The sequence below is a fragment of the Oceanobacillus locisalsi genome, from assembly GCF_042675985.1.
Classification (GTDB): domain Bacteria; phylum Bacillota; class Bacilli; order Bacillales; family Amphibacillaceae; genus Oceanobacillus; species Oceanobacillus locisalsi.
The window spans coordinates 26,436-45,634 of record NZ_JBHTKK010000017.1; the positions used below are offsets into that span (position 1 = coordinate 26,436).

A 19,199-nucleotide genomic window follows, 5' to 3' on the forward strand; every position below is an offset into this window, starting at 1 on the left:
TTTATTTAATAAAGGAGATTTTTAATGAAAACAATTAAAGAATTCAAAGGAATTATCCCCCCTGTTTCAATAATTTTAAATGATCAAGGCAAACTAGACACAAACGGAATGGCATTGGTGATAGATTATTTAATAGATTCTGGTGTTAACGGTCTATTCTTTTTAGGTAGTGGTGGAGAATTCACACAAATGTCTGTAGAAGAAAGAAAAAAAGTTGCAGAATTTACCACAAACTACGTGAATAAAAGAGTGCCAGTTCTTATAGGAACTGGAAGCTCGAATACAAAAGAAGCTATTTTATTGAGTGAACATGCAGAAAAAATTGGAGCAGATGGTATTGTTGTTATTAATCCATATTACTGGCAGTTAACGGAAGAAAATTTAATAAAACATTTTGGTGATATTGCTGAAGCTGTTGAGTTACCAATTCTTTTATATAATTTCCCAAATTTAACTGGGCAAGACTTGAGTCCGGAGCTTGTTCTGGAATTGGCCAACCGATATGACAATATCGTAGGGATTAAAGAAACGGTCGAATCCGTTTCACATATCCGCGACATTATCTTTACGGTAAAAGCAAAGCATAAAGATTTCTGTGTATTTTCAGGTTTTGATGACCATTTATTAAATACCCTTACTTTAGGCGGTGATGGAGCGATATGTGCAAGTGCGAATTTTGCTCCAGAGGTGTCAGTAGGAACATATAATGCATATATTGCAAAAGATTTTGAGAGAGCTATCGAACTACACCGAACCTTAGCATTACTTCCGACTATATATAAGTTGGACTCACCATTTATAAATGTAGTTAAAGAAGCAATGAAATTAAGAGGATTAGATATTTCGACACATGTGCTTCCACCAACTAGAAAATTGAGTGAAGAAAAGGTGAAAGAATTAGTGTCAATATTGAAATCTGTAAAGTTATTATAATTTGTGGATCTCTTTCTTTTAAAAAGCTAAAGGAAAGAGATTTACAACACAGTACATAAAAGATAACAAAGGAGGTTTTTCATTTGAAAAAAGTCATCAATCACCCAGGCGATGTCGTAGCAGAAATGTTAGAAGGAATCATGCGTGCACATCAAGATGATTTCCAAAAACTGGACGGAGTAAACGGACTTGTTAAGAAAGAATTAAAAGATAAAGTAGCTGTGGTTACTGGCGGTGGCAGTGGTCATGAACCTCTTTTCTTTGGCGTTGTTGGCGATGGACTTGCAGATGCAGTAGCGATAGGTAATGTTTTTGCAGCACCAACTCCAAACACGATTCAAGAAGTGGTGAAAGTAGCAGATGCTGGAAAAGGAGCTTTATTTATATACGGGAACTATGAGGGAGATGTTCTGAACTTTGATATGGCAGCAGAGTTGCTTGAATTTGAAGATGTGCAGACGACAACGGTTAGAGTAACAGACGATGTTGTTTCCGCTCCGATTGAAAGACAACAAGATCGTCGCGGGATTGCAGGAGATATTTTTGTTATTAAAGTAGCAGGAGCAGCAGCGGAGAAAGGTCTTTCTTTGGAAGAAGTGACAGCGGCAGCGCAAAAAGCAAATGAACATACTTACTCTATTGGGGTTGCCTTATCGCCAGGGACTATTCCTGATTCTGGTGAGCCTACGTTTACACTAGCAGATGATGAAATAGAGCTGGGGATGGGAATCCATGGCGAGCCGGGAATGGAACGGACAAAACTTATGCCGGCTGATGAGCTTACAAATCAATTAATGGAAAAGTTACTAGATGAAAGCAAATTGACAACAGGTGATGAAATTAGTGTTTTAATCAATGGACTTGGTTCAACAACATTGATGGAATTATTTATTGTTAATCGTAAAGTAGCACAAATTCTGGAGGAAAAAGGAATCCGCATGCATGATATGGATGTTAATAATTATTGTACAACGCAAGAAATGGGAGGGTTTTCAATTTCCTTATTGAAACTGGATGATGAATTAAAAACATATTATGATGCTCCGGCAAATGCACCTTATTATAAAAAATAATGAAGGCAGGAGGAAGTTAAAATGACAACAACAGGCATCAATAAATTAGACGTTTCGCAAACAAAAGAGATGATTCTTTATGCAGGAGAAAAAATCAGAGAAAACAAGCCGCTGTTAACAAAAGTGGATAGTGCGATTGGTGATGGAGACCATGGCATTGGCATGTCAGTGGGATTTGAAAAAGTAGAAGAGAATTTAAAAGATAAAGAGTTTACAACGATTAATGATATTTTTAAAACAACAGGCATGTCAATGGTGCAATCAATGGGAGGAGCCTCTGGTGTCATTTTCGGGTCCATGTTTCTTGGTGGTGTAAAGGGACTGGATCCTAAAAGTGAGTTGGATGTACCTACAATTTCGGATATTTTTAGTGCTTCTTTAGAAGCAATTAAGCAACGAGGCAAAGCAAATTTAGGAGATAAAACAATGATTGATGCTTTGGAACCGGCTGTTGATGGATTAAAGGAAAGCGCATCTGAATCTGCAACCCTTTTAGAGGCCTTAAAAAAAGCAGAAGAAAAGGCCGCTGAGGGGGTAGAAAATTCTAAGAATTACATCGCGAAATTCGGAAGAGCAAAATCTTTAGGTGATAGAGCGCTGGGTAATCAGGATGCTGGTGCTACAAGTGTATGGATTATCTTTAAATCCATGAGAGAATGGGTAGAGCAATTAAATAAATAGACAGAATCGATTTTAATATAGAGGCATTTTCTAGTATATGCCTCTATATTATTAATGAGATGGCAACCATCAGCTTATATAAAAAATGGAAAAGGTGATTTGAAATGACAAATACAGCAGCCTTATCAACAGAACAATTATCTATTGATGCCATTCGTACATTATCCATTGATGCGATTGAAAAAGCAAATTCAGGACATCCTGGTTTGCCTATGGGAGCCGCTCCGATGGCTTATACACTATGGACGGAATTTATGACGCACAACCCGAATAATTCCCAGTGGTTCAACCGGGATCGGTTTGTACTTTCTGCAGGTCACGGCTCTATGCTTCTTTACAGTTTACTTCATTTATCTGGGTATGACCTCTCTTTAGATGACCTGAAAAACTTTCGTCAATGGGGATCTAAAACGCCAGGGCATCCGGAAGTGCATCATACCGATGGGGTAGAAACAACAACAGGTCCGCTTGGTCAGGGGATTGCGACAGCTGTCGGGATGGCAATAGCTGAAACGCACTTAGCCGCTACGTATAATAAGGTTGATTTCAATATAGTTGACCATCATACGTTTACCCTTGTGGGTGATGGAGATTTAATGGAAGGGATTTCTCATGAAACAGCTTCTTTAGCTGGGCATCTCGGCCTAGGGAAACTGATTGTTTTATATGATTCCAATGATATTTCCCTGGATGGTGATTTGGACAGATCTTTTTCGGAAAATGTGCAGGAACGTTTTCAAAGCTACGGTTGGGAAGTTATTCGTGTGGAAGATGGTAACGATATACATACATTGAAAAAAGCAATGGAAGCTGCCAGACAAAATACGGAACAGCCGACACTAATTGAAGTGAAAACAGTGATTGGATATGGATCCCCAAATAAATCAGGATCTTCTTCTGCACATGGTGCACCACTTGGAGAAGAGGAAACGCAACTTACGAAAGAAAATTACCAATGGGAATATGATGATTTTCACGTTCCAGAACAAGTATATGAAGATTTTAAAAATAAAGTAGCAAAAAAAGGTGCTAAAGCAGAAACTGATTGGGACGAACTACTTCGAGCTTATACAGAAAAGTATCCGGAAGAAGGAGAGCGTTTACAATTGGCGATAAAGGGAGAGCTGCCAGATAATTGGACTGATGATCTTCCTGTCTATGAAACAGGCTCTTCTCTTGCAACACGAGCATCATCTGGCGAAGTTTTAAATGCCATAGCAAAGAATATACCCAATTTGATTGGAGGCAGCGCGGATTTAGCCGGATCGAATAAAACAACGATAAAGGATGTATCTGATTTTTCAAAGGTTGATTATGCCGGGAAAAATATTTGGTTTGGAGTGCGTGAATTTGCGATGGCAGCAGCACTGAATGGAATAGTGCTTCATGGTGGATTAAAAGTCTTTGGCGGCACCTTCTTTGTATTTAGTGATTATCTGCGTTCAGCAGTAAGACTGTCGTCTTTAATGAAACTACCAGTGGCATATGTTTGGACGCATGATTCCATTGCAGTCGGAGAAGACGGTCCGACTCATGAACCGGTGGAACATTTAGCTTCTTTCCGGGCAATGCCAGGATTATCTCTTATCAGACCAGCAGATGGCAATGAAACGCAGGCAGCATGGAGACTTGCGCTGGAGTCAACGGAACAACCAACAGCTTTAGTATTATCGAGACAAAACTTGCCGACTTTACCAGGAACACAAGAAAATGCTTATGAAGGTGTGAAAAAAGGTGCTTATGTCGTGAGTGATTCTTCTAAGGAGACTCCTGATGCCATCATTATTGCTACTGGTTCTGAAGTTCAGTTAGCCGTAGAGGCTCAAAAAGTTTTGTGGGAGAAATATATAGATGTTTCTGTAGTAAGTATGCCTTCTTGGGATCGGTTTGAATTGCAGGATCAAAAATATAAAGATAGTGTTTTATTGCCTCAAGTAAAAAACAGAATTTCTGTTGAAATGGCTTCTCCATTTGGGTGGGATCGTTATGTTGGCAATGAAGGCTTATCTATTGGTATTGATACATTCGGTGCTTCGGGTAATGGAGATAAGCTTATAAAAGAATATGGATTTACTGTAGAAAATATTGTTACTAAAATAAAGCATATTATTGGAGGAGAATAATGTAGAAATAGCATTTTTTCTCTCTTGTTTGAAAGAGTGTATTCATACTTACAATTAAATATAGTGGTTAGATATGCTGGAAGGAGGAAGAGTGGAATGTCTAAGAAAAGGAAATTATCAAGGATATTTTCAGAGAATGGAAAAACAATTATCCTTGCGCTTGATGCTTATTATTTTTCTCTTAAAGTAGATGGAATAGATAAAACAATAAACCTTCTCCCTGAGTTAGCTGAACATGGCTTGAATGCAGTTATTACTACTTATGGCATGGCTAAAATGTATGTGGATTCCTTTACTGATTTAGGTATGATTATTCGTGCAGATGTTTCCAGTGATATATTTGGAAATAATGTTCCGAGAACATCGCAACTTTTATCTGTTGAAGATGCAATAAAGTTAGGCGCAGACGGTGTAATGACAATGACTTTTCCTGGTTCAGAGAATGAAATGAATTCACATCAAATAGCGTGGAATATTGCAAGGGAGTCGGAAACTTGGAATATCCCATACTTTTGTGAAACGTTACCTTATAGCTATCATGTTACTACCCCGGAATCTAATCAGACTGAATTTATTGCAGCTGCTTCAAGAGTGGGAACAGAGTTGGGAGCAGATATTATCAAAACAAGGTTAAGAGGTGACGCTGAGGATTCTGAAATTATTCGTTCCGCTAAAAAACCGGTAGTAGTATTAGGGGGACCAGAAACACAAGATATTCTAACTTATTTCAAGTATGTCTATCACTGTATGCAGGTAGGCGCTAAGGGAGTCGCGGTTGGAAGGAAAATTACTTTGAATAGTAACCCGATTGGCGTTGTAGCGGGTTTAAACGCTATTATTCATCTTGAAAAACCTCCAGAAGAGGCTTTAGATATTTATCATCATGTAATGAGTGGATAATCAAATCTCTTATTAATAAAATAGTAATTATAATAGAAATATGCTTTAAATAATGTAATTAAATTACGAGAGGAGAGAGAGTATATGAGTAAAAAAGTTATTAATCATCCTAGTGATGCTGTACAAGAGACAATCGATGGATTTGTGATGGCAAATAAACACTCTTATAAAAAACTAGAAAATCATACAGGGATTGTGTGTAAAAATTTAAAAGATAAAGTAGGAGTACTAGTAGGCGGAGGAAGTGGCCATGAACCATTGTTCTTAGGGCTAATTGGAGAAGGATTAGCAGATGGTGTTGCCTTAGGGAATTTATTTGCTGCACCAACCCCGGATACAATTACAGAAGTTGCAAAAACAATTCATGCTGATCAAGGAGTTATATTTGTCTATGGTAATTATAGCGGGGATGTTTTGAATTTTGACATGGCTGCTGAATTACTAGAGATGGAAGGAATTAAAGTTGAAACAGTGCGAGTAAGTGATGATATAGCTTCTGCTCCTGCTGAAAAAAAAGAAGAACGTAGAGGAATAGCAGGAGATATGTTTGTGATTAAAATCGCAGGTGCTGCAGCTGAAAAAGGAATGCCTTTAGATGAAGTAGTAAGGGTAACAAAGAAAGCAAATGAGAATACTTTTTCAATGGGAGTTGCCCTGTCACCGGGGACTATTCCGGGAGAAACAGAACCCAATTTTATTCTTGAGGAAGATGAAATAGAACTGGGTTTAGGGATACATGGTGAACCAGGTGTAGAAAAAAAGAAAATGATGCCAGCAGATGAATTAGTTAATATTATGGCAGAAAGAATCCTGGAAGAGAGTACAGTTACTAAAGGTAGCGAAGTCTGTGTACTAGTTAATGGTCTTGGCTCGACAACATTGATGGAACTATTGATAGTTAATAAAAGAGTAGGAGAAGTTTTAGCAGAAAAGGGTATAACTATCTATGCTATGGATGCAAATAGTTATTGTACAACGCAAGAGATGGCGGGATTTTCCATTACACTTTTTCAATTAGATGAGGAATTAAAAGATTTATACGATGTTCCTGCAATAGCCCCTTATTATAAAAAGTTATAATACAATATAAGCGTTTATGAACTATTCAGAAATAGATATTTTTTGCGAGGATGACAGAGGATGAAAATGTTTGTTATGGAAAGAAGAAACGAGATAATGAAGCTCTTACATGATAAATACCGGCTGACTGTAAGGGAATTATCAGAACAAGTCGGTGTGTCTGAAGCAACCTTGCGCGCGGATTTAAATAAAATGGAGAGGGAAGGTCTTTTAACTCGTACTCATGGCGGTGCGATGTTAAATCAACAGAGCGATGATGATTATGATACCAGTTTTTACGTGCGTGAAAGGCAAAATCGTGAAGAAAAGTCACTAATCGCCAAGGAGGCTTTTCAACTTATTGAAGAAAAACAATGTATTTTGCTGGATGCTAGCTCAACAGCTCTCGAATTAGCACGTTATCTAAACGAAAAAATGATTCGGCTGACTGTCGTAACGAGCGGTATACAAACAGCGATTGAATTAAAAGACAACCCGAATGTTACGGTTATTTTAATTGGTGGAGTGGTAACAAAAGGATCTACGACAATGGAAGGCACACTAAGTGTGGAGATATTGGATAAATTGAATATTGATATTCTATTTACTTCTGCCAATGGTTTTTCAGTGGAGAATGGTCTGACCGATTTTAATTTGTATGAAGTGGAGTTAAAAAAGCATATGGTTCACAAAGCGCGCAAAATTGTAGCTGTCATTGACCATTCAAAGATTGGGGCGACATCCAGCGCACCATTTGCTTATACAGATCAAATAGATGTACTTATCACGAATAATTTTATTGGTTCGGATACAGAGCAGAAGCTGGTGGATCATAACATCCAAGTGATTTCTGCTCTCTAAAGGTATTGGTTTCTTGTTATCATATTTATTTAAGGGTAGCACTGTACAAAGGATTTTTCCTGTACAGTGCTTTTATTCGTGGTCATAGTAGTATTTTCCAGCAGTTTTGACTCTTGAATAGAAAATAGGATTTCTAATTACGTCTTCATCTGCATTTTAACGCGTTTATTTCATGTTTCTCTTTCTGCTTTTTTTAAAAAGTAGGTAGTCATAAACATCCTGCATTTGCTCGGAGGAAAGACTTGCCATATCCTGAAACATAGCATTTGCATCTGGGAAATTTCTCTGAATACTTTTGATATATGTATTTTCTGGTTTCTGTTTAGGCATTTTAGAAACGGGGGCCTCTTTGCCTAATAAGTAGTCTGTTGTGACCCCTAGTGTATCCGCAATAACAATTAATTCATCGCCTTTAATCGGACGTTCTCCAGCCTCAATTCGATTCATCACACTGACATTTATCTTTACTTGTTTGGCCAACACTTTTTGTGACCAATTTTTTTGTGACCGTAATTGTATAATTCGTTGACCGGTATTCATGATACACCTCTTGAATTTCTATTTTAGAAATTATTATAACATACTCGTTAAATGAAAAAATACTTTTTGGCAATAAAAGACCGTTATATGTTATTTGAGACAACATAATTTATCACAAGTTGAGCAATTAGACTTATTTAAAAATGATAATAAAAATTAAAAAGGGATTAATTATTCATTTTACTAAAAAAATATAATGTTATGTTTTGCTTATTAGGTATAAAGACCAGTGTTAAACTTTTGAAATAGTTTTGAAATAGCTTTGAAACACTTCTGATTGAAGAACAAATAGTAAATTCAGAAAAAAATAGCAATATTATTGGAAAATAATAGCAAACAAAAACTAGAAAAGTCCTCGGTTTACATGGATAAATGACTTAGTTAGAATTGCCTCAACTGGTGAAAAGTTCAGTATACTTTTACTAGTAACAGATTTCCATTTGATAGTTTCGAAATTTATTTAAGTTATTATTATTTTTATATTGATAATTAAAAGATTCTATTTTCTGCCTATCTATTAAAAATTTAATTTATTTGTAGATGATTGTTTCTTTGTAAATTATTTTATATCTACTATCAATGGAATTTATCTGAAACTTTCTATTTTAGCTAATATACTTAATATTTATTTGTTTCATTCAGTCACCTTAGAATTTAGCTAAATAATAAGGAGGCGTTTATGAAGAAGTAATACATATCATACTGTTGCTATTGTAAATTTTTGTTGTTGCATCAATATTTTAGTAGAGAAATCAACGGAAGGGTGAGTATTTGAGTAAAAAGAATTTTGATTATAAACGTAAAATGCAGGCTAAAAATGTGAGTCGATCGAAAAAAATGCGGAAGGTCTTCGCTTCTTCAGCAGCTGCTTCATTATTAGTATTTAATACATTGCCTGCAGCTGCAAGTGCATCAACACCTGGTGAGGCATTAACGAATCCAAAAATTGCTAGTACAGCAGCTAGTTCAAATGTTGCTCCGTTTGCTAGTTTGGCAGAAGTGCGCTTACTGGAGAATGTAGATGTTACAGCGGATTTATCAGAACCAACATCTGGTGAAGATTATAATCTAAATCTTAATTTAGATGGTACAGGTGTCGCTAATGCGGAAGCGCTTAATCCGGACAGAGTTGTTGCATTTAGCATTCCGGAATTAGCTGGTCAAATGTATCAACAAGGTTCAGCTGATGTAAGTGTTGATCTTACAGCAATCACAATGGATGATCTCCCTGCAGTCGGCGGAGCCGTAGATACATTATCAGGAACATTAACAGGTGCTGTATCAGATGTGTTGGATGTTGTCGATGACTTGCAAAGTAGTATTATTCCAGCAGATTTGCTTACTATCAATGGAGTAGATGAATTAAGTAATGCAGTTGATGCGCTAAACAATTTGGATGATGCATTAGCCGATTTACTGCAATACAATGATCAAGTGGATTATACAATCAACCCTGATGGTACAATCGTTGTCGAATTTACAGATGGCGTTGGCCAGCATCTTGAAACAGCTGTACAAGATGTAATTGTTGAAACGCTTCAAAACGTTGTTGATGCTGCCAATGGTTTAGAAATTGAAATTTTACCTGAAGCTGAAAATATTCCGGGCGTTGGTGAAGTTGTAAGTGGATTGAATGAGACTGTTAATGGAGCCCTGGGAGCAGTTACAGATGCAGCAGATGAAGCGAATGGACTTATAGGTCAAATTACTGATGGAACAATTGATTTATCCAGTGATCTTGCAAGTGTACAAGCTATTGGTTCCATGACAGTGAACTTGGACGTAGGTGTAGAAAATCCAGCTGGTGTATCAGGAGAAGTTCCAGTAAATGGCGCTGGTGTTGCGACTACTGCTATTGATGTAGACTTGTTGAATGATTCAGATGGTCAAGATACGATTGTCTTTGATGAAGAAGACGATTCCGATGCAGATAGCGATTCTGATGCAGACAGCGATTCCGATGCGGATAGTGACTCTGATGCAGACAGCGATTCCGATGCGGATAGTGACTCTGATGCAGACAGCGACTCCGATGCGGATAGCGATTCTGACGCAGATAGCGATTCTGATGCAGACAGCGATTCCGATGCAGATAGTGACTCTGATGCAGACAGCGATTCCGATGCGGATAGTGACTCTGATGCAGACAGCGATTCCGATGCGGATAGTGACTCTGATGCAGACAGCGACTCTGATGCGGATAGTGACTCCGACGCGGATAGCGATTCCGATGCAGATAGTGACTCCGACGCAGACAGCGATTCTGATGCAGATAGCGACTCCGACGCAGACAGTGACTCCGATGCAGACAGCGATTCCGATGCGGATAGTGACTCCGATGCAGACAGCGACTCTGATGCAGATAGTGATTCCGATGCAGACAGCGACTCTGATGCGGATAGCGATTCTGACGCAGATAGCGATTCTGATGCAGACAGCGATTCCGATGCGGATAGTGACTCCGACGCGGATAGTGATTCCGATGCAGATAGTGACTCCGATGCAGACAGCGATTCTGATGCAGATAGCGACTCTGACGCAGACAGTGACTCCGATGCAGACAGCGACTCTGATGCAGACAGCGATTCCGATGCAGATAGCGACTCTGATGCGGATAGCGATTCCGATGCAGATAGCGATTCCGATGCAGATAGCGACTCTGATGCAGACAGCGATTCCGATGCGGATAGTGACTCCGACGCGGATAGTGATTCCGATGCAGACAGCGACTCTGACGCAGACAGTGACTCCGATGCAGATAGCGACTCTGATGCAGACAGCGACTCCGATGCGGATAGCGATTCCGATGCAGATAGCGACTCTGATGCAGACAGTGATTCCGATGCAGACAGCGATTCAGACGCGGACAGCGATTCCGGTGCGGATAGTGACTCTGATGCAGACAGCGACTCCGATGCGGACAGTGACTCCGACGCAGACACTGAAGCACCAGTATTAAGCGATGCAGATATAAATGGAAATAGCTCCGATGGTTATGAGATTTCATTCACATCCGATGAAGAATTAGCTGATATCGGATTAATTAACAATGAAACAGGAGAACCAGTTGAAATCGTTGAAATTGCATATGATGAGGAGACGGGAGAATATATCCTCGGAATAGCTGGAGATTCTGTCGAAGAAAATGATGAGCTGACAATTGAAGCTTCGGATGAGGCTGGAAATATAAATGATGAGAATACTGTGGTAGTACCAGCGGATCCAGACGAAGGAGATTCTGACGCAGACAGTGACTCCGATGCGGACAGCGACTCCGACGCAGATAGCGACGCAGATTCAGCCGCTCCTGATTTAAGTGATATAAGTATTTCTGGGGATAGTACAAATGGCTATGAAATATCCTTCATCACCAATGAGGAAATTGCTGAGTTGAATTTAATTAATAATAGAACTGGTGAGACAGTTAATACGCAAGATGCTTCTTATAACGCAGCTACCGGTGAGTATGTCATTTCAATTGCAGGAGACGCTGCAAATGCAGGTGATGTATTGACGATAGAAGCGGCAGATGATGCAGGAAATGTTAATAATGACAATGAAGTTACCATTCCTGAAGATCCAAAGGGTGAGGAAAGTAAAGAAGATGAAGATAGTGTTGTTACCACACCTGGCGGAGATATAGATTCCGATGATCAAACAACAGTTACAGAAAATGGGCAGAGTGATGAAACACTTCCAGATACTGCAACTTCTGTTTGGACAATTGGTCTTGTTGGTCTAGCCGCAGTAGCTATTGGGGCAGGAGTAACGTTATTTTCCAGAAGAAAAAATACTGGCCAATAAAAAATTAAAGCGCAAAAGCAAATGTTAAAAGACATTTGCTTTTGTGTACATAGTACTACTTTATATCGGGAGGATCCTATGTTAGCAGTGGAAAAAATATCTTACCAAGATTTTGAAGAAAGTTTAGAACAGTTAAAGCGTTATATAATAGAAGATAAAGATATGGTCCAACAAATAAATAATCAATCCTCTGTAACTATATTTCTGTCTATAGGATTTGAAGATAAACGCGCAACCGTTTTTAATTCAAAAAGTAAAAATTTCTCTCAAGCTTGGGCAAACATACACAATCAAGGACAATCTTATTTACGAGCAATAAAAGAGCAGTTCACATCATTAAAAATAGATATTGTAACAGATATCATACCTGTATCTATATATGAATTCATACAGCGGATTACAAAAACAAGGAAAAATTATTTTCGTCAAGGAGTCAGTTTTGATAAGGATTTTAAACATGCTTTCTTAGAACAGGAATTAAACGGAAATGCAGTCATTCAAATTGATTCAGAAACAAAAAGAGGTTTTATCAAAGAAAGAAATCTACAAAATTATATAAAAAAACATCGTCCTAAATTAAGTCCGGTCCATTTTAAGCAAGTAGAAAAAGTATATCTTTTCGAGACAAAAGGGTATTTCTATGAAAATGATCAATGTTTTCCTTTGAAGCAAGGGGATTATGATAATGGAAGAAGAGATACGCCGCTGAATACTGATGAAGTTCAGATGATGGTGGACGGGGCACAACAATATTTAGCCAGTTTAAGTAAACCTAACGGAGAATTTGTTTATGGTTATTTTTCTTATTTTGATAAAGAAATAAAATTTTATAATATGTTACGTCATTGTAGTACACTTTATGCCATGGTAGAGTCATATGAATTTATTCCAAATGAGAAAGTCTCTCAAGCTATTACACAAGGGATAATTCATTTAATAAAGCGCAAAATATATTTTGATGAGACCAATAATACTGCTTATGTGATTGATGGTGTTGAAGAAGGTAAACAGGAAATAAAATTAGGCGCCAATGCGGCAGCTATTCTTGCATTAACAAAATATGCAGAAGTCTTTTGTGACAATCAATATATTCCTGTAGCTCAAAAATTAGCAAGAGGTATTTTAGAACTTCAAAAAAAGAATGGCAGCTTTGTGCATGTATTACATTACCCTTCTTTAGAGGTTAAACAGGATTTTCGGATTGTTTATTATGATGGAGAAGCAGCTTTTGCACTAATGCGTTTATATAAAATAGACCAAGACAACCAATGGTTGCAAGCTGTAGAACATGCATTTGAATACTTTATTGAAAATGACCATTGGCAACATTATGATCACTGGTTGAGCTATTGTACGAATGAGCTGACGTTATACAAGCCACTTCGTAAATACTACCAATTTGGCTTGCAAAATGTGCAAAATAAATTGGACTATATTTATAAAAGAATCACGACTTATCCTACTTTCTTGGAATTAACGATGGCTGCATATCACATGATTAATCGTATGAAAAAAGATGGCCAGGAAGACTTATTAACGGAATTGGATTTCGATGAATCGAAATTAGAAACAACGATTCATAAACGAGCAGAGTACCAGCGTAATGGTTTTTTCTATCCAGAGCTTGCCATGTATTTTGAAAATCCGAAAAGGATAGCCGGCAGCTTTTTCATCAGGCATCATTCCTTCCGGACACGCATTGATGACGTAGAACACTATTTGTCTGGATACTGTGCGTATTATGATTTATTTTTGAAGGGAAACGAACAGTGAAATTTAATAATTTAAGTAAAGTTTTGCTCCATGAATAAGTCAACAGCGTTTTGCAGTTATTATTTTAGATAAGGAAAGGTGCTCAACTTTGGAGAAGAAAAAAGTTTATTTTTTACATTCAAATATTGGAGAACATCTTACAGGTATTGAGAAATCAGCAATGAAACGTGGAAATATATTTGTGAAATACTTGAATATTGAACCAGTATTTGTGACATTCAGTAAAAACGTGAATGTACATACAAATTGGGAACGTTATGTTGAAAACGGCGTTGTAGATAAAAATATAACTATGATTAATTTATTCGAGTATTTTCAACGCAGTGAAGAAGGGAAAAATCTCTCCTCTTATCAAATAAAAAAGGAAAAAACATATAGCTATGAGGAAGAAGAGTCAGAAGGTATAACGTATTGCCGTATGTATGATTCGAACGATAATCTTGTGAAATATATGATATGGAGACCGAATAATCTTTTAAGTTATATCAACTATTTTCATGACGGGAAGAAAATTGTTCGTGACCGGTTTAACCGGTTCGGCCAATTATCTCATACAGAATATTTACGTGAGGATAACTCCGTATTCATGACAGAATATTTTGATGTCTATGGTAAGCGCGTTATAATAAAATATGAGGATGGTCCTTATCTTATAAGTGATAAAAATGCTGTATTTGATACAGTGCTTCCGGATGAACAGGCGCTTATTCTTTATTTTTTGAAAAAAATCATCGGAGAAGAAGAGCCTGTTATCATTATTGACCGTAATAAAAGGTATAGCCCGCTTTTTACAGAGAGAAAGCAATTAAATGCAAAAACAATCTCGGTATTCCATTCTACGTATTTTGCAAATACGAAATTCCGTTCGAAGTTAAATAAGAATTATAAAGATGTTCTGAATAGTCCGTACAGCTTTGATAATATTGTTGTGTTAACACATAATCAAAAAAGAGATATTGAAGAACAATTTGGTATTAATAATTTAGTTACGATTCCACATCCTTGCCAGACAGTTGAAAATCTGGATGAAATAGCACCTCGGACAAATAAATTAGTTTCGGTCGGCCGCTTATCTTCTGAAAAAAATTTAGATCATTTATTGGAAATTGTGTCTTTGGTAAAAAAACGCATTCCAGATGTGTTATTAGAGATTTATGGAACCGGGAAGGAAAAGAAGAATTTAACAAAGTTAGTTCATCAGTTAAATTTAAAGGATAATGTGAAGTTCAAAGGATATGTAGATAACGTGGATAGTATCTATGCTACCAGTGAATTATTTTTATTTGCGGGCCAAGGAGAGGGCTTTACGATGAGTGTTTTAGAAAGCCTTTCATGTGGCTGTCCGGTTGGAAGCTATCATGTTCGTTACGGTGTTGATGAGATGATTCAGGAAGAGACAAATGGCTTTCTTGTTGCATTTGATGACAAAGAAAAATTTGCGGAGAACATTATTGCTTACTTAAATAAAACAGATGAAGAAAAGCTTCAGTACCGCCAGGAAGCAGTGAACACAGCTGCAAAGTACGCAGAGGATAAAGTAGCAGATAAATGGAAACAATTAATGAATAATCTGAGCTAGTTTGTTAAAATGCTTAAATCAGTCATATATTGTGGTATAGTTAATATAAAGATAGGATAATGCTTTATATTAGAAAACTTTTACATATTTTATTGTAATAGAAAAAATGAGCGGCAGAAGGGGGCGGCTTCCATGAAACGTATTGGTATCCTTCTCATAATTATAGGGGTTGTTTGTTTAGGTGTTTTCGGATATCAAATTATAGGGCAAGAACAATCGCAACAGCAGTCTTTAATCCAGGCCGAAGAAAGAATAAAGCAAGGAATGGATAAACAGGGTGAAACTGAACTAGATAATGCATCCAGCCAGGATACAGCACAGGCCGTAGAATCATTCGACACCGAGCAGGATGAAGCGTTCGCTACACTGGAAATCCCCAAGTTGGAAAAAACATTGCCTATCGTAGAAGGAACGGATCCGGATTCATTAGAAAAAGGAGTCGGCCATTTATCCAATTCGGTATTTCCCGGACAAGAGGAACAGATTCTTTTATCAGGACATCGTGATACCGTTTTTCGTGATTTTGGTGAACTGGAGATAGGAGATACGTTTGTTGTACAGATGCCTTACGGGGAGTATACGTATGAAATAAGAGAAACGGAAATTGTGCCGGAGGACGATACTTCTGTTATCCGGGAAATGGGGGAAGAGGTGCTAGTTGTTACGACCTGCTATCCATTTCATTTTGTAGGTAGTGCACCGGACCGGTTTGTTGCTTATGCTTATCCAGTTTCTGAAAATTAGAAAGGGAGTTTACGTGCTGTTTTGGTGTACATGTATGCAGGTGGTAAAAAAAGCTTTCTTCCAGAGGTATCCTCCCTGGAAGAAAGCTTTTTTTAATCATTTAGTACGGTTTCTAACGTCTCGATATTTTTTTCCATCAGGCTGAAGTAATCTTCACCGTTTTCTATATCTTCGTCGGTAATGGTCTCCATATTACTGAGAACGGCACTATCTGCACCGATTTCTTCCTGGATAATTTCACTGATTCTGCTGCTGATATTTCTTTCAAATACGACGTAGTTCAAGTCATATTCGCGAGCAGTATCAACGATTTCTACTAAGGCTGATTGAGAAGGCTCTTGTGAGGAGGACAGCCCCTGAATACTTATTTGCTCTAATCCGTAACGGTCTTCCCAGTAACCATAGGCAGCATGGGAGACAATCATTTGCGGATGATCTGCTTCTTCAATGGTTTGTTCTAACTCCTGATCCACTTGTTCCAATTGCCCTTGTAATTCCTCAAAATTTTCCGTGAAGTAATCTTCGTGTTCCGGCATTTCTTCAATGAGAAGGTTTGTAATATTTTCAGCTAATTGAATGCTTCTGACGGGGTCCAGAAACACGTGCGGATCACCAACACCGCTTTCGCCGTCATGATTATCAACGAGTAATTCTACAATACCTGATTCTGCAATGACTTCCCCGTCAGCGTCTTCAAGCTCCAGTTTAACTTCTAAAGTATCATTGATTTGCGTTTCAAAGGAAGCATTGTCTGCATCTTCATCCTGTTCCCATTCCTCCGAACCGGCAGTCCGGTAATACCAATTCCATTCTGCGATATCTTCTTCCGTGTCTGCTTCTGCTTCTAAATTCGCTGTATCGCCACTGTGATAATGGTCATTTATACCGTCAATGATAATATCTCCATTATCTTCTGCTTCTTCCTCTTGGTAATGCTCTTCCTCATCATGGTCATGGCCTGATTCTCCTCGAAGCGGAATATCTTCGCCAATTGCGGAGACTTCAACTTCTTCACTTTCCAGAATATCTTCTGCTTTAGAGGCGAAAGGTTCCATGCCGACGCCGGAATAAATAAATAAATCTTCTTTAGCTAAATCGACCATCTCACGGGAGCTAGGCTCGTAAGTATGTGCATCTGCATTCGGCGGGTAGATACTTTCTACATCAACATAATCTCCGCCGATTTTGGAAATAAAATCTTCCAAAGCAAAAATAGTTGTAGAAATTTCTAGCTGCTCTTGGTTCCCGTCCTGGCCGTCCTCAGCAGATTGACAACCGGCAAGAAAGAGTAGGAAAAGGCCGGAAAAAATAATCATTCGTTTTATCATCATATGTACCTCCGTTATTTAATAGTGCGTTTGAATACTTTCTAATTAAGATCCATTGCGAATGTAGTTTCACTTTATTGTGGTTTTCTTTATAAAAAAATAAACCGAAGTAGCAATAATTTCTGAATTTCGTAATCGTTACGATTTAAAATGTACAGGTTTTTAGAATGGATGTCAAGATATTTTTCAAAAAAAAATCAGCAGCTAAGAAAGCTGCTGATTTTAAAGATCCTTTTGCATCTTTTTATTTTGTGCTGTTTTAATCTCTTTAAGAAGGTAATCCTACAATAGTTTTTGGTTCTAAGAATTCTTCAATTCCGTAGTCTCCCCACTCACGTCCAATACCAGATTGACCGAAACCGCCAAATGGCGCAGTGAAGTCGGCTTTTTCGTTATTGACAACGATTCTGCCTGAACGCAGGCTCCTTGCTGTTTTGGTTAGTGCTTCTGGATCATTGCCGACAACATAACCTGCTAATCCGTAAATGGTGCCATTGGCAATATCGATGGCTTCATCTAAATCTTTATACGTGATAATGGAAAGAACCGGACCAAAAATTTCTTCTTGAGCAATCGTATCTTCAGGTTTTACATTTGTAAATACAGTCAGCTTAGAATAATATCCGGTTTCCAAGCCTTCTGGTTTACCTGCTCCGCCCGTAACAAGGGTTGCTTCGCTGTCGAGGCCTTTTTGGATATAATCTTGAACTGTTTTCCACTGATCCTCAGATACTTGCGGTCCAGTGAAAGTAGATTCATCTTTAGGGTCACCGACAGGATATTCAGAAATATGGTTTTTAATCGCTTGAATAAAATCATCATGCATGGATTCTGGAACGAGTGCCCGTGTTCCGGCAGTGCATACTTGACCGGTATTGCCGGCGATGTTGGAAATTGCTGTTTTAGCAGCATAATCCACATCGGCATCATCTAATACGACAATTGGCGATTTACCTCCAAGTTCTAAGGAAACTTTCTTAATATCTTGAGCGCCGTTTTCCATAATTTTCGTACCTACGCCGCCGGAACCAGTAAAGGATACGAAATCAATATTCGGGTGATTGCTGATACCATTACCAATGGTAGAGCCTGTGCCGTTCACCAAATTAAATACTCCTTTAGGAACGCCGGCGGCTTCAAATACTTCGGTGAGTAAGACAGCGGCAAAAGGTGTTTCCGTAGATGGTTTTAATACGACTGTGCTTCCTGCTGCAAACGCACTTGCCAATTTTGTGGATGCTTGATTTGTCGGGAAGTTCCATGGTGTGATTAAACCAGCCACACCAATCGCATCTTTTTGGATAAAGGAATTTTCTCGTTGTTCGGTAAATGCAAAATCACGTACCAGCTTGGCAGCTGTACGGAAATGATTTAATCCCATTTGATACTGCACATTGGTAGTAAAATTAATTGGAGAACCAAGTTCTTCCATAATTACTTCAATAAATTTATCTTTTCGTTTTTCATATTCATCTGCAATGCGGTCTAACAATGCAGCGCGCTCTTCTTGAGTTGTTTGTGAAAACGCCGGAAAAGCATCTCGTGCAGCTTGAACAGCTTTATCAAGATCTTCTTCTGTACCGGAGCTGATTTCACCGATTTTTTGTTCTGTTGCAGGGTTAATCACATCAATTGTTTCGTTTCCAGTGGAATCGACCCACTGACCGTTAATATAATGCTGTATATAATTATACATTTTATTCCACCCCTTTGTATATTTTTCAATTCATCTTATTTCAAAAGCTATTTTTTAACCTTTCCGAAGGCTACATTATGATTCATTCCCGTTATAATAAAACGT

Annotated in this window: 14 protein-coding genes; 11 read left to right on the forward strand and 3 right to left on the reverse strand. The window is 38.0% G+C overall.

Annotated features, from left to right (window positions below; genetic code table 11):
• Window positions 1-24: 24 nt before the first annotated feature.
• The 7 genes from ACFQ19_RS13465 (at window position 25) to ACFQ19_RS13495 (ending at window position 7,630) form a co-directional block, all read left to right on the forward strand.
• Window positions 25-933 (forward strand): dihydrodipicolinate synthase family protein, encoded by a 909-nt coding sequence (locus ACFQ19_RS13465; protein ID WP_379592920.1) that lies wholly within the window; start codon window positions 25-27, stop codon window positions 931-933.
• Between the two features lie 83 nt (window positions 934-1,016).
• Complete coding sequence (locus ACFQ19_RS13470; RefSeq protein WP_379592922.1) at window positions 1,017-2,006, forward strand: dihydroxyacetone kinase subunit DhaK; 990 nt, start codon at window positions 1,017-1,019, stop codon at window positions 2,004-2,006.
• Between the two features lie 21 nt (window positions 2,007-2,027).
• Window positions 2,028-2,687 carry a dihydroxyacetone kinase subunit DhaL gene (gene dhaL, locus ACFQ19_RS13475; RefSeq protein ID WP_379592924.1) on the forward strand — a complete coding sequence of 220 codons (660 nt, stop codon included), beginning with the start codon at window positions 2,028-2,030 and terminating at the stop codon, window positions 2,685-2,687.
• A 104-nt stretch (window positions 2,688-2,791) separates the two neighbouring features.
• Window positions 2,792-4,810 (forward strand): transketolase, encoded by a 2,019-nt coding sequence (tkt, locus tag ACFQ19_RS13480; protein ID WP_379592926.1) that lies wholly within the window; start codon window positions 2,792-2,794, stop codon window positions 4,808-4,810.
• A gap of 96 nt (window positions 4,811-4,906) precedes the next feature.
• The gene (locus ACFQ19_RS13485; protein ID WP_379592928.1) at window positions 4,907-5,710 is read left to right on the forward strand and encodes a class I fructose-bisphosphate aldolase; all 804 of its coding nucleotides are present in this window, start codon (window positions 4,907-4,909) and stop codon (window positions 5,708-5,710) included.
• 84 nt (window positions 5,711-5,794) lie between these two features.
• A complete protein-coding gene (locus tag ACFQ19_RS13490; protein WP_379592930.1) occupies window positions 5,795-6,790 on the forward strand; it encodes a dihydroxyacetone kinase subunit DhaK in 996 nt (331 codons plus the stop codon).
• 60 nt (window positions 6,791-6,850) lie between these two features.
• Complete coding sequence (locus ACFQ19_RS13495) at window positions 6,851-7,630, forward strand: DeoR/GlpR family DNA-binding transcription regulator (RefSeq protein WP_379592932.1); 780 nt, start codon at window positions 6,851-6,853, stop codon at window positions 7,628-7,630.
• Between the two features lie 165 nt (window positions 7,631-7,795).
• On the opposite strand, the gene ACFQ19_RS13500 is transcribed toward ACFQ19_RS13495, so the two are convergent.
• Complete coding sequence (locus ACFQ19_RS13500; RefSeq protein WP_379592934.1) at window positions 7,796-8,170, reverse strand: helix-turn-helix domain-containing protein; 375 nt, start codon at window positions 8,168-8,170, stop codon at window positions 7,796-7,798.
• A gap of 771 nt (window positions 8,171-8,941) precedes the next feature.
• Between ACFQ19_RS13500 and ACFQ19_RS20345 the strand changes: the two genes are divergently transcribed.
• The 4 genes from ACFQ19_RS20345 to ACFQ19_RS13525 all read left to right on the forward strand — a co-directional run bounded on the left by ACFQ19_RS20345 (window position 8,942) and on the right by ACFQ19_RS13525 (window position 16,070).
• Complete coding sequence (locus ACFQ19_RS20345; protein ID WP_449290093.1) at window positions 8,942-11,974, forward strand: adhesive domain-containing protein; 3,033 nt, start codon at window positions 8,942-8,944, stop codon at window positions 11,972-11,974.
• Window positions 11,975-12,052: 78 nt separating this feature from the next.
• Window positions 12,053-13,747, forward strand: a complete 1,695-nt coding sequence (locus ACFQ19_RS13515; RefSeq protein WP_379592936.1) for a hypothetical protein — start codon at window positions 12,053-12,055, stop codon at window positions 13,745-13,747.
• Window positions 13,748-13,835: 88 nt separating this feature from the next.
• Window positions 13,836-15,326, forward strand: coding sequence for a glycosyltransferase (locus ACFQ19_RS13520; protein ID WP_379592938.1), 1,491 nt, complete (start codon window positions 13,836-13,838; stop codon window positions 15,324-15,326).
• 132 nt (window positions 15,327-15,458) lie between these two features.
• Window positions 15,459-16,070, forward strand: coding sequence for a class D sortase (locus ACFQ19_RS13525; RefSeq protein ID WP_379592940.1), 612 nt, complete (start codon window positions 15,459-15,461; stop codon window positions 16,068-16,070).
• A 92-nt stretch (window positions 16,071-16,162) separates the two neighbouring features.
• Here the strand turns inward: ACFQ19_RS13525 and ACFQ19_RS13530 are convergent, their stop codons facing one another.
• Together ACFQ19_RS13530 and ACFQ19_RS13535 are read right to left on the reverse strand one after the other, a co-directional pair.
• A complete protein-coding gene (locus ACFQ19_RS13530) occupies window positions 16,163-17,398 on the reverse strand; it encodes a metal ABC transporter solute-binding protein, Zn/Mn family (protein WP_379592942.1) in 1,236 nt (411 codons plus the stop codon).
• A 268-nt stretch (window positions 17,399-17,666) separates the two neighbouring features.
• Window positions 17,667-19,094 (reverse strand): aldehyde dehydrogenase family protein, encoded by a 1,428-nt coding sequence (locus tag ACFQ19_RS13535; RefSeq protein WP_379592944.1) that lies wholly within the window; start codon window positions 19,092-19,094, stop codon window positions 17,667-17,669.
• Between the last annotated feature and the right edge of the window lie 105 nt (window positions 19,095-19,199).